Annotated in this window: 20 protein-coding genes, 1 pseudogene and 1 riboswitch; of the genes and pseudogenes, 14 read left to right on the top strand and 7 right to left on the bottom strand. The window is 38.1% G+C overall.

What is annotated here, in order from left to right; translation table 11 throughout:
* Positions 1 to 99: 99 nt before the first annotated feature.
* The gene (locus AC1FXP_RS05640) at positions 100 to 1,563 is read left to right on the top strand and encodes a spore germination protein (RefSeq protein WP_480059257.1); all 1,464 of its coding nucleotides are present in this window, start codon (positions 100 to 102) and stop codon (positions 1,561 to 1,563) included.
* A gap of 87 nt (positions 1,564 to 1,650) precedes the next feature.
* Here the strand turns inward: AC1FXP_RS05640 and AC1FXP_RS05635 are convergent, their stop codons facing one another.
* Positions 1,651 to 2,055 carry a YueI family protein gene (locus AC1FXP_RS05635; RefSeq protein WP_480059255.1) on the bottom strand — a complete coding sequence of 135 codons (405 nt, stop codon included), beginning with the start codon at positions 2,053 to 2,055 and terminating at the stop codon, positions 1,651 to 1,653.
* 230 nt (positions 2,056 to 2,285) lie between these two features.
* Between AC1FXP_RS05635 and AC1FXP_RS05630 the strand changes: the two genes are divergently transcribed.
* From AC1FXP_RS05630 to AC1FXP_RS05575, 12 genes and pseudogenes are all read left to right on the top strand, one after another.
* Positions 2,286 to 2,798, top strand: coding sequence for a hypothetical protein (locus AC1FXP_RS05630; RefSeq protein WP_480059253.1), 513 nt, complete (start codon positions 2,286 to 2,288; stop codon positions 2,796 to 2,798).
* A gap of 29 nt (positions 2,799 to 2,827) precedes the next feature.
* Positions 2,828 to 3,010, top strand: a complete 183-nt coding sequence (locus AC1FXP_RS05625) for a YqgQ family protein (RefSeq protein WP_480059511.1) — start codon at positions 2,828 to 2,830, stop codon at positions 3,008 to 3,010.
* Positions 3,011 to 3,183: 173 nt separating this feature from the next.
* Complete coding sequence (gene aspA, locus AC1FXP_RS05620; RefSeq protein ID WP_480059251.1) at positions 3,184 to 4,605, top strand: aspartate ammonia-lyase; 1,422 nt, start codon at positions 3,184 to 3,186, stop codon at positions 4,603 to 4,605.
* A gap of 238 nt (positions 4,606 to 4,843) precedes the next feature.
* Positions 4,844 to 5,971 (top strand): membrane lipoprotein lipid attachment site-containing protein, encoded by a 1,128-nt coding sequence (locus AC1FXP_RS05615; protein ID WP_480059249.1) that lies wholly within the window; start codon positions 4,844 to 4,846, stop codon positions 5,969 to 5,971.
* A 61-nt stretch (positions 5,972 to 6,032) separates the two neighbouring features.
* Positions 6,033 to 6,139: riboswitch (TPP riboswitch) on the top strand.
* Positions 6,140 to 6,196: 57 nt separating this feature from the next.
* Positions 6,197 to 6,823 carry a thiamine phosphate synthase gene (gene thiE / locus AC1FXP_RS05610; protein ID WP_480059247.1) on the top strand — a complete coding sequence of 209 codons (627 nt, stop codon included), beginning with the start codon at positions 6,197 to 6,199 and terminating at the stop codon, positions 6,821 to 6,823.
* Between the two features lie 7 nt (positions 6,824 to 6,830).
* Positions 6,831 to 7,028, top strand: a complete 198-nt coding sequence (gene thiS, locus AC1FXP_RS05605; RefSeq protein ID WP_480059245.1) for a sulfur carrier protein ThiS — start codon at positions 6,831 to 6,833, stop codon at positions 7,026 to 7,028.
* 1 nt (position 7,029) lies between these two features.
* On the top strand, positions 7,030 to 7,809 hold the full coding sequence (locus AC1FXP_RS05600) for a thiazole synthase (protein ID WP_480059243.1): 780 nt from the start codon (positions 7,030 to 7,032) through the stop codon (positions 7,807 to 7,809).
* A gap of 20 nt (positions 7,810 to 7,829) precedes the next feature.
* Complete coding sequence (gene thiO, locus AC1FXP_RS05595; RefSeq protein ID WP_480059241.1) at positions 7,830 to 8,939, top strand: glycine oxidase ThiO; 1,110 nt, start codon at positions 7,830 to 7,832, stop codon at positions 8,937 to 8,939.
* A 40-nt stretch (positions 8,940 to 8,979) separates the two neighbouring features.
* A complete protein-coding gene (gene thiD, locus AC1FXP_RS05590) occupies positions 8,980 to 9,783 on the top strand; it encodes a bifunctional hydroxymethylpyrimidine kinase/phosphomethylpyrimidine kinase (protein ID WP_480059239.1) in 804 nt (267 codons plus the stop codon).
* 141 nt (positions 9,784 to 9,924) lie between these two features.
* Entirely contained in the window at positions 9,925 to 10,524 is a 600-nt protein-coding gene (locus AC1FXP_RS05585) for a hypothetical protein (protein ID WP_480059237.1), read from the top strand.
* 17 nt (positions 10,525 to 10,541) lie between these two features.
* Positions 10,542 to 11,228 (top strand): annotated as a pseudogene (locus AC1FXP_RS05580) (DUF1385 domain-containing protein); the annotation flags it as partial.
* A gap of 78 nt (positions 11,229 to 11,306) precedes the next feature.
* Positions 11,307 to 11,651: an MTH1187 family thiamine-binding protein gene (locus AC1FXP_RS05575; protein WP_480059509.1), complete on the top strand. Its 345-nt coding sequence runs from the start codon at positions 11,307 to 11,309 to the stop codon at positions 11,649 to 11,651.
* Between the two features lie 77 nt (positions 11,652 to 11,728).
* On the opposite strand, the gene AC1FXP_RS05570 is transcribed toward AC1FXP_RS05575, so the two are convergent.
* The 3 genes from AC1FXP_RS05570 to AC1FXP_RS05560 are packed head-to-tail and all read right to left on the bottom strand — an operon-like array spanning position 11,729 to position 13,443.
* Positions 11,729 to 12,157 carry a GNAT family N-acetyltransferase gene (locus AC1FXP_RS05570; RefSeq protein WP_480059235.1) on the bottom strand — a complete coding sequence of 143 codons (429 nt, stop codon included), beginning with the start codon at positions 12,155 to 12,157 and terminating at the stop codon, positions 11,729 to 11,731.
* A gap of 7 nt (positions 12,158 to 12,164) precedes the next feature.
* Positions 12,165 to 12,680 carry a YjcG family protein gene (locus tag AC1FXP_RS05565; protein WP_480059233.1) on the bottom strand — a complete coding sequence of 172 codons (516 nt, stop codon included), beginning with the start codon at positions 12,678 to 12,680 and terminating at the stop codon, positions 12,165 to 12,167.
* 31 nt (positions 12,681 to 12,711) lie between these two features.
* Entirely contained in the window at positions 12,712 to 13,443 is a 732-nt protein-coding gene (locus AC1FXP_RS05560) for an alpha/beta hydrolase (protein WP_480059231.1), read from the bottom strand.
* Positions 13,444 to 13,670: 227 nt separating this feature from the next.
* Between AC1FXP_RS05560 and AC1FXP_RS05555 the strand changes: the two genes are divergently transcribed.
* On the top strand, positions 13,671 to 13,856 hold the full coding sequence (locus tag AC1FXP_RS05555; RefSeq protein WP_480059229.1) for a hypothetical protein: 186 nt from the start codon (positions 13,671 to 13,673) through the stop codon (positions 13,854 to 13,856).
* A gap of 188 nt (positions 13,857 to 14,044) precedes the next feature.
* Here the strand turns inward: AC1FXP_RS05555 and msrB are convergent, their stop codons facing one another.
* From msrB to AC1FXP_RS05540, 3 genes are all read right to left on the bottom strand, one after another.
* Positions 14,045 to 14,479, bottom strand: a complete 435-nt coding sequence (msrB, locus tag AC1FXP_RS05550) for a peptide-methionine (R)-S-oxide reductase MsrB (protein WP_480059507.1) — start codon at positions 14,477 to 14,479, stop codon at positions 14,045 to 14,047.
* Positions 14,472 to 15,011, bottom strand: coding sequence for a peptide-methionine (S)-S-oxide reductase MsrA (msrA, locus tag AC1FXP_RS05545; RefSeq protein WP_480059227.1), 540 nt, complete (start codon positions 15,009 to 15,011; stop codon positions 14,472 to 14,474). The genes msrB and msrA overlap by 8 nt, the downstream gene beginning before the upstream one ends.
* Positions 15,012 to 15,073: 62 nt before the next feature.
* A complete protein-coding gene (locus AC1FXP_RS05540; RefSeq protein WP_480059225.1) occupies positions 15,074 to 15,550 on the bottom strand; it encodes a hypothetical protein in 477 nt (158 codons plus the stop codon).
* Positions 15,551 to 15,635: the final 85 nt, after the last annotated feature.

Genomic DNA, 15,635 nt, shown 5'->3' with positions numbered 1-15,635 from the left:
GTCACATCTATATGTGAATGCATTCGCTCTTATGCATGTGTCATGAATGGAAATAGATATAGAAGCAAATAATGTTAAGGGAATGGGAGGTGATGACACGTGAGTACAAATAAAGTAAAAAACCCTGTCACAATCATTTATAACGACAATGTTGAGTTTTTAAAAAAGGAGTTAGCGGTCGATGCAAGCTTTGATTTAGTGCATCTTGAATTAGAACATGGCGAAAGAGAAATGTCGCTCTTTCTTGTAGATGGGTTTGGGAAAGATCAGGCGATTACTCAAATTCAACGTGAATTAATTCGAATAAAAGACTCCGATTTGGCAGAAAGACCATTAGACAGATTAATTAAGCATCATATTCCTTATGCAGAAATAGAGACAACGGATGATTTAGATGAAGTGGTTGATCAAATTCTAGCAGGTCCCGCTGCGCTCGTTGTTGAAGGAATAGACAAGGTCATTCTGGTCGACACGAGGGAGTACCCTGTTAGAGGTCCAGAAGAGCCTGATACGGAAAAAGTCATTCGTGGCTCAAAAGACGGATTCGTCGAAACGCTTGTTATGAATGCTGCTTTAATACGAAGACGAATTCGCGACAAGACGATGAGAGTTGAATATGTTTCAGTTGGACGTCGTTCTAAATCAGATCTAGCCATTACGTACATTGCTGATATCGCTGACCAAGAATACGTGCAAAGCATAAAAGAATCATTAGAGAAAATCGATACAGATGGATTATCTATGGGAGATAAAACAATAGAGGAATTTATATTTGGACATCATTATAACCCTTATCCAATGGTTCGTTACACGGAACGACCTGATGTTGCATCTAGTCACTTGTTTGAAGGGCATGTCATAATTATGGTAGATGGCTCCCCAAGTGTAATGATTGCACCGACGACTTTTTGGCATCATATGCAGCACGCCGAAGAATATCGCCAAAAGCCAATCGTTGGGGCTAGTTTACGAGTAGTTCGTTATGCCGCTGTCTGGGCTTCATTATTTTTATTGCCACTTTGGTATTTACTTGCTACAAATGAGGGGCTTGCTCCTGCTGCATTAAACTTTATTGGAGAGCAGGAAAAAGGTACCGTTCCTTTGTATGCTCAGTTTCTAATTGCTGAGATAGGGATTGAAATGCTGAGGATGGCCGCCATACATACCCCAAATGCTTTAGCCACAGCACTAGGTTTGGTCGCTGCGCTTTTAATCGGGGAAGTTGCTATTAATGTAGGAGTCTTTTCTCCTGAAGTTGTGCTCTATTTAGCAGTAGCAGCTGTAGGGACGTTTGCAACGCCAAGTTATGAAATGAGTTTGGCAAATCGATTAGTTAGGGTTGGCTTATTAATTGCAACTGCGCTCTTTGGAGTAGCAGGGTTTGTTATAGGAATTACGGTTTGGTTAATAATGCTTGTCCACTTAAGGTCATTAGGTACCCCTTATATGTGGCCGTTTTTACCATTTAATGGATCTGCCTTAAAAGATGTAATATTCCGAACAGCGATGCCATTAAAAAAACAGCGCCCTACCGCAGTCCATCCCAATGATCCAGATAGGTAAAAAAGACCACAAAGGAGGGCCCCGAAAAGGTATTAATGACTTTCGGTGCCCTCCAAAAAATGTATTTTTTTATTTTAGCTTTTTTATTTACAGATTGATCGACTCATTCATATCTAACTCATATAAATCATCTTTCACAAAAATATCGTTACTATCTATTGCTTTTGATTCATCTGCTAATACAAGGCCAAAAGGTGTTTCCTTTTGCGGTGTTACTATCGTAAAGCGAATACCTGCCCTGTTCGCTTCCTGAATATAATTTGAGTAATTACTGTAACTTAATTTTCCGTTTACATACAAGGTTAGATTCTTTTTTTCTTTCATTAATTGAATGACTTCTGAATACATTCCTTTGTGAATTACTTGCTTTTTTGTTAAGGCTATATGAATTCTCTCCAAAATAGTCGATAAAAACAAATTTCTCTCTTCTGGTTTAATCTCCGGTGTTCCGTAAAATGCTCGATCAATGACATCTTTTACTTTCTGTTCCATCTTCCGCTCCTCATTTCATTTTTTACTTGAACAAGTTTTATCTTGTCCTTCTTAATTTTACTTTGTATACATATCATAGCATAAGAATGAATTTCAAAATAAAGTAGTAACTAGCTGTACGAAATTTGTCAATTAGGAGCTGCTCACAAAAGCGACATTACTTAATTCGAGGTACTGAGTAGTAGGTTTGAACATACCTTTTCAGTGACTTTCAAAGGATGGTGTTTTGCATGTGGTTTATAATGGTTATTATGATTTTTGTTTTTACGATCGGATTGACAATAGGAGGTCTATTGACTGCCCCGCGTGACACAATAAGACCAATTCAACTCTTACTATTTTCTTTATTTTTCTTGTTTTTATGTTACATTGGTATGATTACTGGAATATTGATATCAGGATGGATTGGTGTACGTTTTATCGAAATCCTTTTATCGATTTTATCTCTTTTGTTTATTGTGGCTTGTTTTAGTCGTTTTCATCCTACACTTGGTTTTTTTCACCCAGAAGATAAAGTTTTAATTTTAGTTTTAGCATTGCTATTCTTTTTAATGGGAATGGAATGGGGCTTACTTGAATTTAGAACGTTTTTTACTATTGCAGCTTCATTTTTGTTTACGGCTGCATTAGGATTAGGAGTTTTTGTTCAAACGCAAATACGTCAAGTATTTTGGCGTCATTCGTTTATCTCATTTACACCGCTTGTTTGGCTTCTTTTCGTAGCGGTTCTAAAGCTGTTATAATGGTTTTTGAGGTGAATGTTTTGAAAACGATGTATGATGTAAGACAGTTACTAAAAAAACATGGATCCATCGTCTATACACGTGATCGCTCTATTGATCTTGCCTTAATGGAAGATGAATTACGTGAGCTGTATGAATGGAAGATGATTGATAAAGAAACTTTTCAGCAAGGACTTCTTATCTTGCGAAATGAAACTAGGTTATTGAAATAAGTGAATCTTATTAGATAGGGAGTAATTGTAGTGCAATTAACTCCCTGAGAAGACTTTAAGAAGGAGGTCTCAGTCGAAAACGTACACATTGAAGGGCTGATACATAGGATAAAAAAGGACAATCGATCGTAGTAGTTATATAGAAGTAAACATCGAAAAAGGAGACTATGTGGATGTCAGAATATCGGACGGAACGCGACCTAATCGGCGAAAAGCAAGTCCCGAAGGAAGCTTATTATGGAATTCAAACAATGAGGGCAAGGGAGAATTTTCCCATTACAGGCTACCCGCCACACCCGGAGTTAGTTCGTGCGTTTGGGTATGTAAAAAAGGCGGCTGCCATGGCAAACCGTGATGTTGGAGTTCTTACAGTGAATATTGCAGACGCCATTATTTCAGCGGCAGATGATATTATAAATGGTAAATTTTTAGATCAGTTTATTGTTGATTCAATACAAGGTGGAGCAGGAACTTCCTTTAACATGAATGCAAATGAAGTTATTGCTAACCGAGCAATTGAAATACTCGGTGGAAAAAAAGGCGAATATATGCGAGTTAGTCCTAACACGCATGTGAATATGGCACAATCAACAAATGATGCCTTTCCAACAGCAATTCATATTGCTGCTCTCCGATTAGCTGATGGATTGAAAAAAGAACTATCTGAATTGATTCAAGCATTAAAGCTAAAAGAAAAAGAGTTTGATGATGTTCTAAAAATGGGTCGCACTCATTTGCAAGATGCGGTACCAATTAGACTTGGACAAGAATTTGGCGCTTATCAGCGTGTTCTTAGTCGGGACCTTGGTCGAATTGAGAGATCTGTTGGGCATTTATATGAAGTGAATATGGGTGCAACAGCAGTTGGTACAGGGCTAAATGCAAAACCCGAGTATATTAAAAAAATAGCAGATTACTTAGCAGATATTACAGGTTATCCATTTGAAACTGCAGAGGATTTAGTAGATGCAACACAAAATACAGATGCTTATACGGAAGTTTCAAGTGCTCTTAAAATTATGGCTATTAATTTATCGAAGATGGCCAATGACTTACGCTTAATGAGTTCTGGACCACGTACGGGGATTAACGAAATTAATCTGCCACCAAGACAGCCGGGTTCTTCAATTATGCCTGGGAAAGTAAATCCTGTTATGTGTGAAGTTGTAAACCAAATTTCATTCCAAGTAATTGGAAATGATCATACGATAAGTTTAGCTTCCGAGGCTGGTCAATTAGAGCTAAATGTCATGGAGCCCGTTTTGGTGTTTAATTTATTACAGTCCTTTTCAATTTTACAAAATGGAATCAGTGTTTTTAGAAAATATGCCATTGAGGGAATGACTGCTAATGTAGAACATTGCCGTCAGATGGTTGAAAGAAGTGTTGGAATTGTAACAGCAATTAATCCTCATGTAGGTTATGAGGTAGCTTCAAGGGTGGCGAAAGAAGCAATTCAATCAAATCGACCAGTTAGGGAAATTTGTCTTGAAAGAGGAATTTTATCGGAAGAGGAATTGAATGAAATTTTGGATCCAAAGGAAATGACGAATCCTGGAATTGCTGGTTCGAGGTTTATAGATGGTGAAAAGTGAGATTCATTGACTCATGTATAGAAGGTACTTAAAAAGGTAAAACCCCCTTTTTAAGTGCCTATTTTTATTTTACTAAAACATAGTACAAATATCTCTCTTTCTGCTATAATGTAGTAATTTAGTGGGCCGGAAGATGTGAGGCATCTTTCTTTTTTGTGTGAAAAAAATTGAAACGTCTAAGGGGTTATTTTCGTCTAATACTATAGGCTAAAGTGCTTAAAAGAGAGGGAGGGGAAAGATGAAGCGAATTACTTTTATTATTGGGATTCTTTTTATAGTTTCAGCCTGTACCCAAGCTCCGTTAGAGAGTCAACCTTTGCCAAGAAGTTTTGAATATCAACCAATTAAGCGAGATGTTTCAACCTCTTTCTTTACAGGATCAGATATTACACCTATACAAAATGAACATGGTGTTACGGATATTATAGGTTGGTATGACGATGATACGATCTTGTATTTGCAAGAACAAGAAGAGCGATCGAGTCTTTATAAACATCATCTAACTACAGGACAGTCATTTAGTTTTGTTGAGATGGGCGGGTGGATTACAGATGTCCGTGCTAATGCAGACTATTCTTTGTTTGCTGTTTCGCATATAACGGTTGATAACGAGGCACACTTAGCTATTATTAACCGTAACGGTGAAGTAAGGCAGACTATCAAAGATTACGGCGAAGAATATAGCGTATACTGGAATCCATATAAACTTGATACGTTTATTTTGATTGCTTTTTTACCAGATTGGGATTTTGAAACGTATGTTGTTGATGTAACGGAAACGAAAGTGAAAAGCATCGATTTGGAACAGTCATATGTACAATGGATTTCGTCTACCGATATCGGGTATTTAAAATGGGAAGAGCTCGAACCTAATTTTCAAGCTCCTCTATATGAAGTCAATGTAAATAGTGGGGAAGTTAAGAAATGGAAGGATGCTGTAATTGCATATATGAGCTTCCCGGATGGTCTCTCTCTCTCTGTAACAGTGGGATCTGTGTATGACCTGTATTCCACATACACGTTTTATGAAGAACAACATCCTTTTAGGCAAATTGAAATGCCAATACTTAACACGTATTCGGAACAATGGTGGATCCCCTATTACTCTTATGATAATGGCCATGGAATCTTTTATTACTTAAGACCACAATATAGTAGTGATTTCTTTAGTTACACAGATGGTTTTGAATTAATTGCCTACGATGTACAAAACGATGCTGAGGAAAAACTGACTGTCTTAGAACGGCATGTTCCAATTCATGTTTCACCTGAAGGTTCTTTCTTGCTTTTTGGAGATCGTTTCGAGATGGTTATGGACTTGTCTGAGGGGACGTCTATTCCTCTTTTAGAAGAGCCCGAAGAATAAGTTGTTAACTTGTCCTCTTGCTTTTTTTAGTCAGTATGTCATAATAAATGTATAACTAGTATGTATAGACTAGGGGTGTCCACATAAGTGGACTGAGAAAAAGGTTACCCTTTTACCCTCATACCTGATCTGGATCACGCCAGCGTAGGGAAGTCATCTGAGCCGTATTCCGTATGTTCGGATGCGGCTTTTTTTCGATTTTATGTATAAAAAGGTGGGTTACTCATGAGAGAGTTTAAGTTATACGCGATTACAGGTGAAGAATTTCATCAAGGTAGAGACCTTGTAGAAGTTATGGAAGAAGCAATTCTTGGTGGTGTTGATATTATCCAGCTGCGAGATAAAACGAGTAGCAAAAGAGATGTGCTAAAAAAAGCAAAGTCGCTACGTGAATTAACGAGAAAGCATGATGTGTTGTTTATTGTGAATGACCACATTGATGTTGCTCTTGCAGTTGATGCTGATGGCATACACATTGGCCAGGATGATTTACCTCTTGCTGAAGCAAGGAAGATCATGGGGCAGGATAAAATAATCGGACTTTCGACTCACGAAATTGAGGAAGCTCGCGAGGCTGAAGCGGGTGGAGCTGATTACATTGGTGTTGGGCCGATTTTTCATACTAATAGTAAAGTGGATGTTGTCGATCCTGTTACAACTGAGTATATTAAGCAAGTTGTTGCAGAGATCAATATTCCGTTTGTAGCGATCGGCGGAATTAAGTTGCACAATGTAGACCAAGTACTAGATGCAGGTGCAACTAGGGTTTGTATGATTTCTGAAATTGTTGGTGCAGAAGATGTTAAGGGTGTTTGTCAGCAATTCTCAAAAATATTAGCTGAAAAAGGGTGAATAGTAGATGCGTTTAATTATAAATGGGGAAGAACATAACGTTGACGTTTCCAACCTTGAAGAAGTGGTGTCGCATTTTGAACTCGAACCACATCTTGTTGTAACAGAGGTAGATGGAAAAATTATTGAAAGTACCAATTGGTCAGTAACTGAACTAAAAGAAGGTATGAGAATTGAACTTGTTCAATTTGTTGGAGGTGGCTGAGATGAAGAAAAATAAATTAACGATTGCAGGAAAAGAATTATCTTCGCGTTTTTTTCTCGGGACTGGTAGGTATCCAAATCCATTTGTCCAAAATGAAGCGATTAAGGCATCTGAAGCAGAGGTGTTGACGTTTGCTATTAGAAGAGTCAATCTAGGAGCTCCGAACGAGGATGCTATATTACAACATTTAGAAGGTATGTCTTTTACCTACTTACCTAACACATCAGGTGCGAAAACAGCAGAAGAGGCAATCCGAATTGCGAGATTGGCAAAGGCTTCAGGTTTGAGTGATTGGATTAAAGTAGAAATTAGTGTAGATGAGAAAACGCTGCTTCCTGATCCGATTGAAACACTGAAAGCAACAGAAGTACTAGCAAAAGAGGGATTTGTTGTTTTGCCATATACATCTGATGATCCAGTTCTTTGTAAAAGATTAGAGGAAGCTGGAGCAGCAGCAGTCATGCCAGGAGGTGCTCCGATTGGAACGGGACTTGGCATATTAAATCCTTATAATTTAGAGCTCATTATTGAACAAGCAAATGTGCCAATTATCGTCGATGCAGGCCTTGGTTCTGCAATGGACGTTGCACAAGCGATGGAATTAGGTGCAGATGGTGTATTAATGAATACCCCTGTAGCAAAGGCTAAGGACCCGGTTAAGATGGCTCGAGCGATGAAATATGCAATTGAAGCAGGGAGACTTTCCTACGAAGCAGGGAGAATTACGAAGAAGAAGTATGCTACAGCTAGTAGCGGGTTAGCAACATTCGTTTCAAAGTAGTAAGAGCAGGGGGGAGACATGTGCAAGAGAAAGTAATTATTCTTGGAGGGGGCGTCATAGGTCTTGCAACTGCATTTGAGCTTAGCAGACGTAATTATGATGTAACAGTATTAGAGAAAACTAATTGTGGAGGACAAGCATCTGGTGCCGCAGCTGGGATGCTTGCTCCTTATTCAGAAATTGGTGAAGATCCTGACGACTTTTTTAGGTTATGCTTAGATAGTTTAAGGGTGTATAAGCAATGGCAAAACGATGTAAAGAATGTTTCAAAAATGGACTTTGAATATTCGGAGAGCGGAAGTCTTCATGCGGTTTATCATGATGCGGATGTTCTCGCACTTGAGACGAGGCAGTCTTGGCAACGTGAATGGGGAGCAGAAACTGAATTGATATCTGGAAGTCGCTTATGGGAAATGGAACCGACACTTTCAAAGGATATAAAAGCGGCAATGTATTACCCAGAAGAAAGTCACGTGTTTGCACCAGACTATGTTAAGGCACTTGAAGTTGCCTGCCGCTTGAACGGAGTAAACGTAGTAGAGCAGCTTGAACAAGTAACCATTGTTGATTGGGAACAATCGGTTACATTTCGAGCAAAAGATGGTCGTCAATTTACAGGAGACCGTTTAATTGTTTGTTCAGGTGCTTGGTCTAGTGAGTTAGAGGAAGTGTTTGGAGTTCGCATTCCAGTTTATCCAATTCGCGGGCAAATTTGCGCGTATGATGTACCTATAAATCAAGTAAAGCATATTGTTTATACAAGTCAGGGTTATCTTGTCCCAAAGGGAAATGGAACGTTGGTTAATGGAGCTTCCGAAGATATAGCAGGTTTCAAGACGGATGTTACAGAAAAAGGAATTCAACGACTAACAAACTGGAATAAGCAAGTTTTCCCTTTCTTAGGTGATATAACTCCTTTCCATACATGGGCAGGATTACGTCCTGCGACTCAGGATGGGTTTCCACTTATAGGGAAACTTGAGGTAGCACCACATGTTGTATTTGCAACAGGACATTACCGAAATGGAATATTATTAAGCCCGATAACAGCTGTAGCGGTTGCAGACTTATTGGATGAAAAGGAAGCATATCCACCGCTTGCCTCTTGTAAGCCTGAACGATTTACGTAATAGGCTGAATGGGGCAATAGACTAGAGAGGAGGTTTTACTATGACTTTAGCAAAAACGTTAACGATAGCCGGATCAGATAGTGGTGGCGGGGCTGGAATCCAAGCAGATATTAAAACATTTCAAGAAATGCACACATTTGGAATGAGTGTAATCACAGCTTTAACAGCTCAAAATACACTTGGAGTTCATGGGGTGTTTCCACAATCGTTAGAAGCAATTGAAGCACAGCTTGAGGCAGTCTTATCTGATATTGGTACAGATGCAGTCAAGACGGGAATGTTATTTTCTGCGGACATTATTACCCTTGTTGCTAATCAGTTGAAAAAATTTGATGTGAAAAATATTGTAGTAGACCCAGTAATGATTGCAAAAGGAGGAGCTTCTCTTCTTCAAGAAGAAGCAGTAAAGGCTCTTACTAGCGAATTGCTTCCAATTGCAACGGTAATTACTCCTAATTTACCAGAAGCTGCGAAATTGCTTGGAAGAGCAGAAATGAAATCGTTAGAAGAAATGAAACAGGCGGCGATTGATCTTCATAAACTTGGACCAAGCTATGTTGTATTAAAAGGCGGCCATTTAACCGATGGGCCAGCCGTTGATATACTATTTGATGGGGGAACGATTCATGAGCTCGAAGTAGACCGTATTAATACAAAGCACACACACGGTACCGGTTGTACGTTTGCAGCAGCTATTGCAGCAGAACTAGCAAAAGGAGCTGCAATAAAAGAAGCTACGGAGACAGCTAAAGCCTTTATTACAGCGGCCATTTCAAATTCATTAAATATTGGAGACGGAATCGGGCCGACCAATCATGCAGCATTTAGGTATAAATCGAATTAAAACCATCAGTCAACTGGATTATCATCTAGTTGACTCTTTTTATAGGTTTGCTTACTTTTCCGTTTACTCCCGTATAGGGATCGTTTAATATTAAGGATAGTATATGATTTGTTTTACACATAGGAAGGAAGAATAGAGATTATGTTTCGTGGAAATAAACCAGTACTCATCCTGCCAGCTATTTTAGCTGCTATAATGCTATTCGGAGGTTATCACTTTTTACAGGGATCTGAAGCAATTACGAATGAAGAATTGAAAAATATTATTGAATGGGAATTGGAGACAACGAAGACCGAGCAAGGGGTAGAAATCACAGCAAATTGGGATTGGACTGTTATGCCTGCTGAAGGGTTATATGGAGAAGATTATATCGGAATTGTCATTACGGAGAGAGATACGATGACCCCACGTACCGATGTTCAAGTGGAAGAAGCATTGCTTGAACTGTTGTATGCTGATCGAACCATTGAACAATCGGAAGGAACAATCGTAGATAATGGGATTATTTTTCCTTTTTCGAATAAAATTGTAGAACATGAAAGTTATGGGAATGTAGGCCGCTTACGAGTAAGTGTTAAGGGGGAGGACATAGAAGACGAAGATGTGGTCTTAACCTTTCTCCATACGTGGACAGAGCATGCACCACTTGAAAAGACAGATGCATTATTGTCATCACCAACCTTTACAGGAGCAGCCAATGTTCCTCATTGGAGTTTGAGAATTAGTCATAAGGAAGAGTAACACGACAGAAGGAAGGTATGTGCGTGAAGATCAGAGGGCTCTCCTATCAAAATGGTATTTTTTACATAGGAAAACAACATGTCGCATGCGCGTATCATGAGAACGGACGGTTAAAAAGTTGGCTTAAACCAGTAAATTCAGCAACAATGGTCATTATGATGAAGCAAATTGTCTGGTCTATGCCATTATGGTTTAAAGCATTAACACTTTTTTATATAGGTTTGGTTTTTGTTCCAAAACTACTAGCTATTTGGTATCCTACAATTTGGGAAGGCCTGCCGTATTATTTTTTGTTTTATTACATGTTTGGTACGCATTTTCTATTTCCAAGACAGCTTAGAAAATATCATGGGGCTGAACATAAAGTATTTAGTGATAAGGGAGTAATTCGAAGGGCTCGAATATTCAAAATAGGAAAGGCTAGCATTACGAATCGTTATTGCTCAACAAATGTTGTTGTCATCTATTTTTTAAGTGTTTTACTCATCTCAATGCTTCTAGCAGGAATGACTGGGAAAGTATCTTGGGCGATTGAGATTGCATCCTATAGTAGTCTCTTGTTAGTTCCTATCGTACAAAAAGTAATGGATATAAAAGGATTTGGAATGATAAAAAAGGTAGTTCTTTCGATTTCTTATTGGCTGCAAGTCCATGTGACAACAATGGAGCCGGAGCGTTTACATATGATAGCTTCGATTGAATCATATCGTAAGCTTGCAGCAGAAGAATTTCCTGAGAGATTGACTGTTATACGTCCAAAACGAAAGAAGGAGGAAAGTCATATGGCAATTGTTGATGTAACCGTAATTCCAATTGGAACAGAGACGCCAAGTGTAAGCAAGTACGTTGCGGAAATACAAGAGGTATTACATTCATACGAAGGCAGAATAACGTACCAACTAACACCGATGAGTACGTTAATTGAAGGAGAACTTCCTGTTTTATTTGAGGTCATACAAGTGATACACGAAGTACCATTTAAACATGGTTTAAAGAGAGTAGCAACGAATATTCGAATTGATGACCGTCGTGATAAGGAGTCAACCATGGCTAGGAAGGTGGCAGCGGTCCAAGCTCACTTGAATCAAACTGAGACAGAAGTAGAACCTGTACACCATAAAGAATAAGAAATTAACCAAATACAACTGTAAAAGAAGCGACTGAAAATGGAATGATCATCATTTTCAGTTGCTTCTTTTTTTCGTTAACCTAATGATTTAGTCATGGTCACATGAGGGATACCAGCGTCTAGGAATTCTCCTGAAATCGTCTCATAGCCTAGTTTACAATAGAATTCCTGTGCTTGAATTTGCGCATTTAGCTTTGCTTTGACAATCCCATTTAATTGAGCAGTTTCCTCAATCTTTTTCATCAGTTCCCGTCCTGCTCCTGTACCACGAGCATTTTTGGCAATACATATTCGTTCAACTTTGCAATAGCCATCAACAAACCTAAGACGACCCGCACCAATTGGTTTGTCAGATTCACTATATACAACAAAGTGAATCGCTTCTTCTTCATGTTGGTCAATTTCTTCTTCTATTGGTACATTTTGTTCGTCGACAAACACCTCAGTACGAATGTTATATGCATCTTCTAGCTGATCTTTTGTTATAACTTTAACGACTTCCATTATTAATTTATACTTCCTTTCCAAGATGGAATGTTTCATAAACGGTCCATGAACCGTTTTCTAATTGATAAAGCAACTGCATTCGATTAATCGTTTCCTGATGTTCAATTTTCTTCATTTTTAATTGCCCAACAATATCAGCGTGCTCCTGACTTGAGAGGTCTTGCCCGATGGTCACGTGAGGGATGAACCCATATTTTTCATTTGAAGAAAAGGGGTTCTCGTGTAGAGCTTTGTACAAGGATGATAACGATTCATGTTCACGAATCTTAAAGAAAATTGTATTCGACTGCGGGTAAAAGGTATCTACTTTATATATATCAATAAAAGCAGGTTCTGCATTATTGGCAATTTCTCTTAAAGTAGAGACGATTGAAGAAAGCTCTTCTTCCTGAATCTCAAATGTTTCTTTTAAAGTGATATGTGGCGGGATTAGTGAATAATGACTGTCATAGCGCATCCGATAAGAGTTAGCATAGTCTTGAAGCTCCTTAGATGGAAACAAAGCAATTCCATAATTCATAGTTAACATCCTCCTTCTGTGATCGTTTTTGTTATGATAATAACGTGGTTAAGCCTCTTGGTAAATCTTTTTGCCAATATGTCCATGTATGATCCCCATCGAATTCTTCATAAGTATAGGCAAATGGCTTTTCTCTTAACATAGCATGTAACTGCCGATTTGGAGTTACGAAATCTAGCGTTTGTCCATCCGTTGTTTTTACAGCTGTCTCTTTCGTTCCAATCACATGATAAATCGCAATGTTCTCTATTTTGTTATAAGTAGCTATGTTATGAATAACCGACTCATTAACATACGGAGAGTGCATCATTACTTGACCGAATAGGCTAGGGTATTTCAAAGATGTCAAAAGAGATACTGTTGCAGCAAGAGAATCTCCAGCTAACGTTCGAGATGAGGCAAGTTGATGAGTTGGATACGTTTTATCAAGGAATGGTATAACTTCATTTGCTAAAAAACGTATATAGAACTCAACTTTTTCTCCATTGGGGTGGTAGCGTTTTCGCCGTTCACTTACAGATGGATATGGAATCCCAACAACAATCGTTTCCCTAATTTCACCTTCGTCTATTAATTGTTCAATTTGTCTTGGGATGCGCCCAAGCTGAAAATAGTCGTTGCCATCTTGACATATTAGAACATCATACGTTTGCAATGGCGTAAAGTTAGGTGGAGTATAAATGAGTAATGATATTTCCTCCTGCAACTCTTCGCTTTTAATGCTTGTTTCTGTAATGTTGCCTTCTAATAATCTTCTGCTCATATGACTCAACTCCTCTTCCTGAGAATTCCCTTTTTTATTTTACCTAATGATAGGTGATAATGCTATGTTAAGTGATTCAATAATAGTTAGGTTCAATTAATGGAATACCATTTAGGATTATTCACCCAAAAAATGTTAAAGATAATAGGAACATACAGTTCGAACAAATTGTATAGTTCTTTAATATTTTGTACTATATAGAAAAGTTGAGAAAGGTATGAGTGAGAATGTCCAAAATTCCAAGGTGGATTTACTATAAACAAGTATTCCGATCTAAATTTCAAGCTGGTTGTGTGAAAGCAAAAATTGAAGACAATTGGACGAGTGGCTATGAAATCGGGCCACTTGTAGAAATAAAGAAATTGAGAACAGACAAATATGTAGTCCGATATACGTACGACGAAATAGTGTGAATGATTTAAGGGAATCATTTTCTAGGATATGGATTTAGGGAGGTATCGTGCTGGTAAATAAGAAAGAGAGGTTGTCACAAAATCAAGTTTCAGCCCGCTAGGTCAAACAAAATATGTGTACTCAAATAAACGGATATATACTTACTTTATGGTGCGGGCAGTTCCTATGAGACAACCTCTCTCACTATTTATTTAAATAACTTTTGATACAAGTCGTATCCTTCTTTTTCTAATTTAGTTTTTGGAATAAAACGTAGTGCTGCTGAATTTATGCAGTAGCGTAACCCATTTGGTCCTGGACCATCATTAAAGACATGTCCGAGATGTGAATCTGCTTCTTTACTACGGACTTCTGTTCGAATCATCCCATGACTATAATCTTCTTTTTCAATTATTTCTTCATCAACGATTGGTTTGGTAAAGCTAGGCCAGCCACATCCAGCATCATATTTATCTAAAGAGCTAAATAGAGGTTTACCTGATACAATATCGACATATATACCGTCTTCTTCATGATTGTAAAATTCATTTTGGAAAGGCGGTTCTGTCCCATTCTCTTGCGTGACAGCATATTGCATCGGTGTTAGGCGCTTTATTAATTGTTCTTTCGTTTCTTTACTCATCATTTTGCCCCCAATGTAAGTTAATAAATGATTCCCTACCCGATCCTTTGCGATATCTTGCATAGTGAAGTGGGTTTTTCTTGTAGTAATCTTGGTGATATTCCTCAGCAGGATAAAACGCTTTTGCCGGTAATACTTGTGTTGCTATTAATGTGGGGAATTTTCGACTTTTTTCTAATAACTTCTTTGATTCTTCGGCAAGCTTTCGTTGTTCGTCTGAGTGGTAAAAGATCGCTGTTCGATAAGAATCTCCACGGTCGAAAAACTGTCCTCCAGGATCAGTCGGGTCAATTTGCTGCCAGAAAATCTCCAATAACTTCTCATATGTAAAAACAGCCGGATCATATAAGATTTGGACTGCTTCAAAGTGCCCCGTACTTTCAGAGCAAACTTCCTCGTATGAAGGGTTTTCAGTATAACCTCCCGTATAACCTGAAATAACTGATTCAATTCCTTCATACTTATCAAATGGTTTTACCATACACCAAAAACAGCCGCCAGCGAACGTAGCTTTTTCAATAATGTGCTTCAACTAATTCCCCTCCTTGATTATTATTATAGCAACTAATCTTTCCGTAAGAAAATGATTAGAGTTTATGTTTGGGGATTAACTCTAACAGTTTTTAATACGATTGCTCTTATGATTAACCCAATAAGATATCCACCTAAGTGAAAGAGGATAGGAAGCCAAATAATGCCAGCGATCTTTCCGAAAATTTCCATTGTAGAGGAGAAGACTACACCAATTGTTCCAGCATAAGCAGAAACTACAAACGGGATAAAGGCATAACGTATATGTACTCCACCAGCATCGCGGTATGCATCATACATTGAAAATAAATATAAACAAGGATAGAACATAATCCATTGATAATTAACAGAGGCATTGGCAGCTTCTCCTAATCCATGAAAACTGGGGATGATTGCTAAATTTAATCTTGCTTGAACGTTAACGATAAACTCTAATATGACAAATAAAAATCCTTTTGCATATTTTTTGTTAAGGAATTGACCAAATCCAGGAAAGGCAATACTCCAAAATATAATCTCAGCTCTTTTCTCATTATCCATTAGCAACGACCTCTCTAATATTACGATTCTCGCTATAGCAAGTAAGCAAAAAACCTGTATAAGTTAAATGTAATATTTTTTTAGT

The sequence above is a fragment of the Halalkalibacter sp. HAAS-P013 genome (assembly GCF_056619925.1).
Note: the sequence above shows the minus strand (reverse complement) of the source record. Positions and strands in the feature narration are given on the sequence as shown.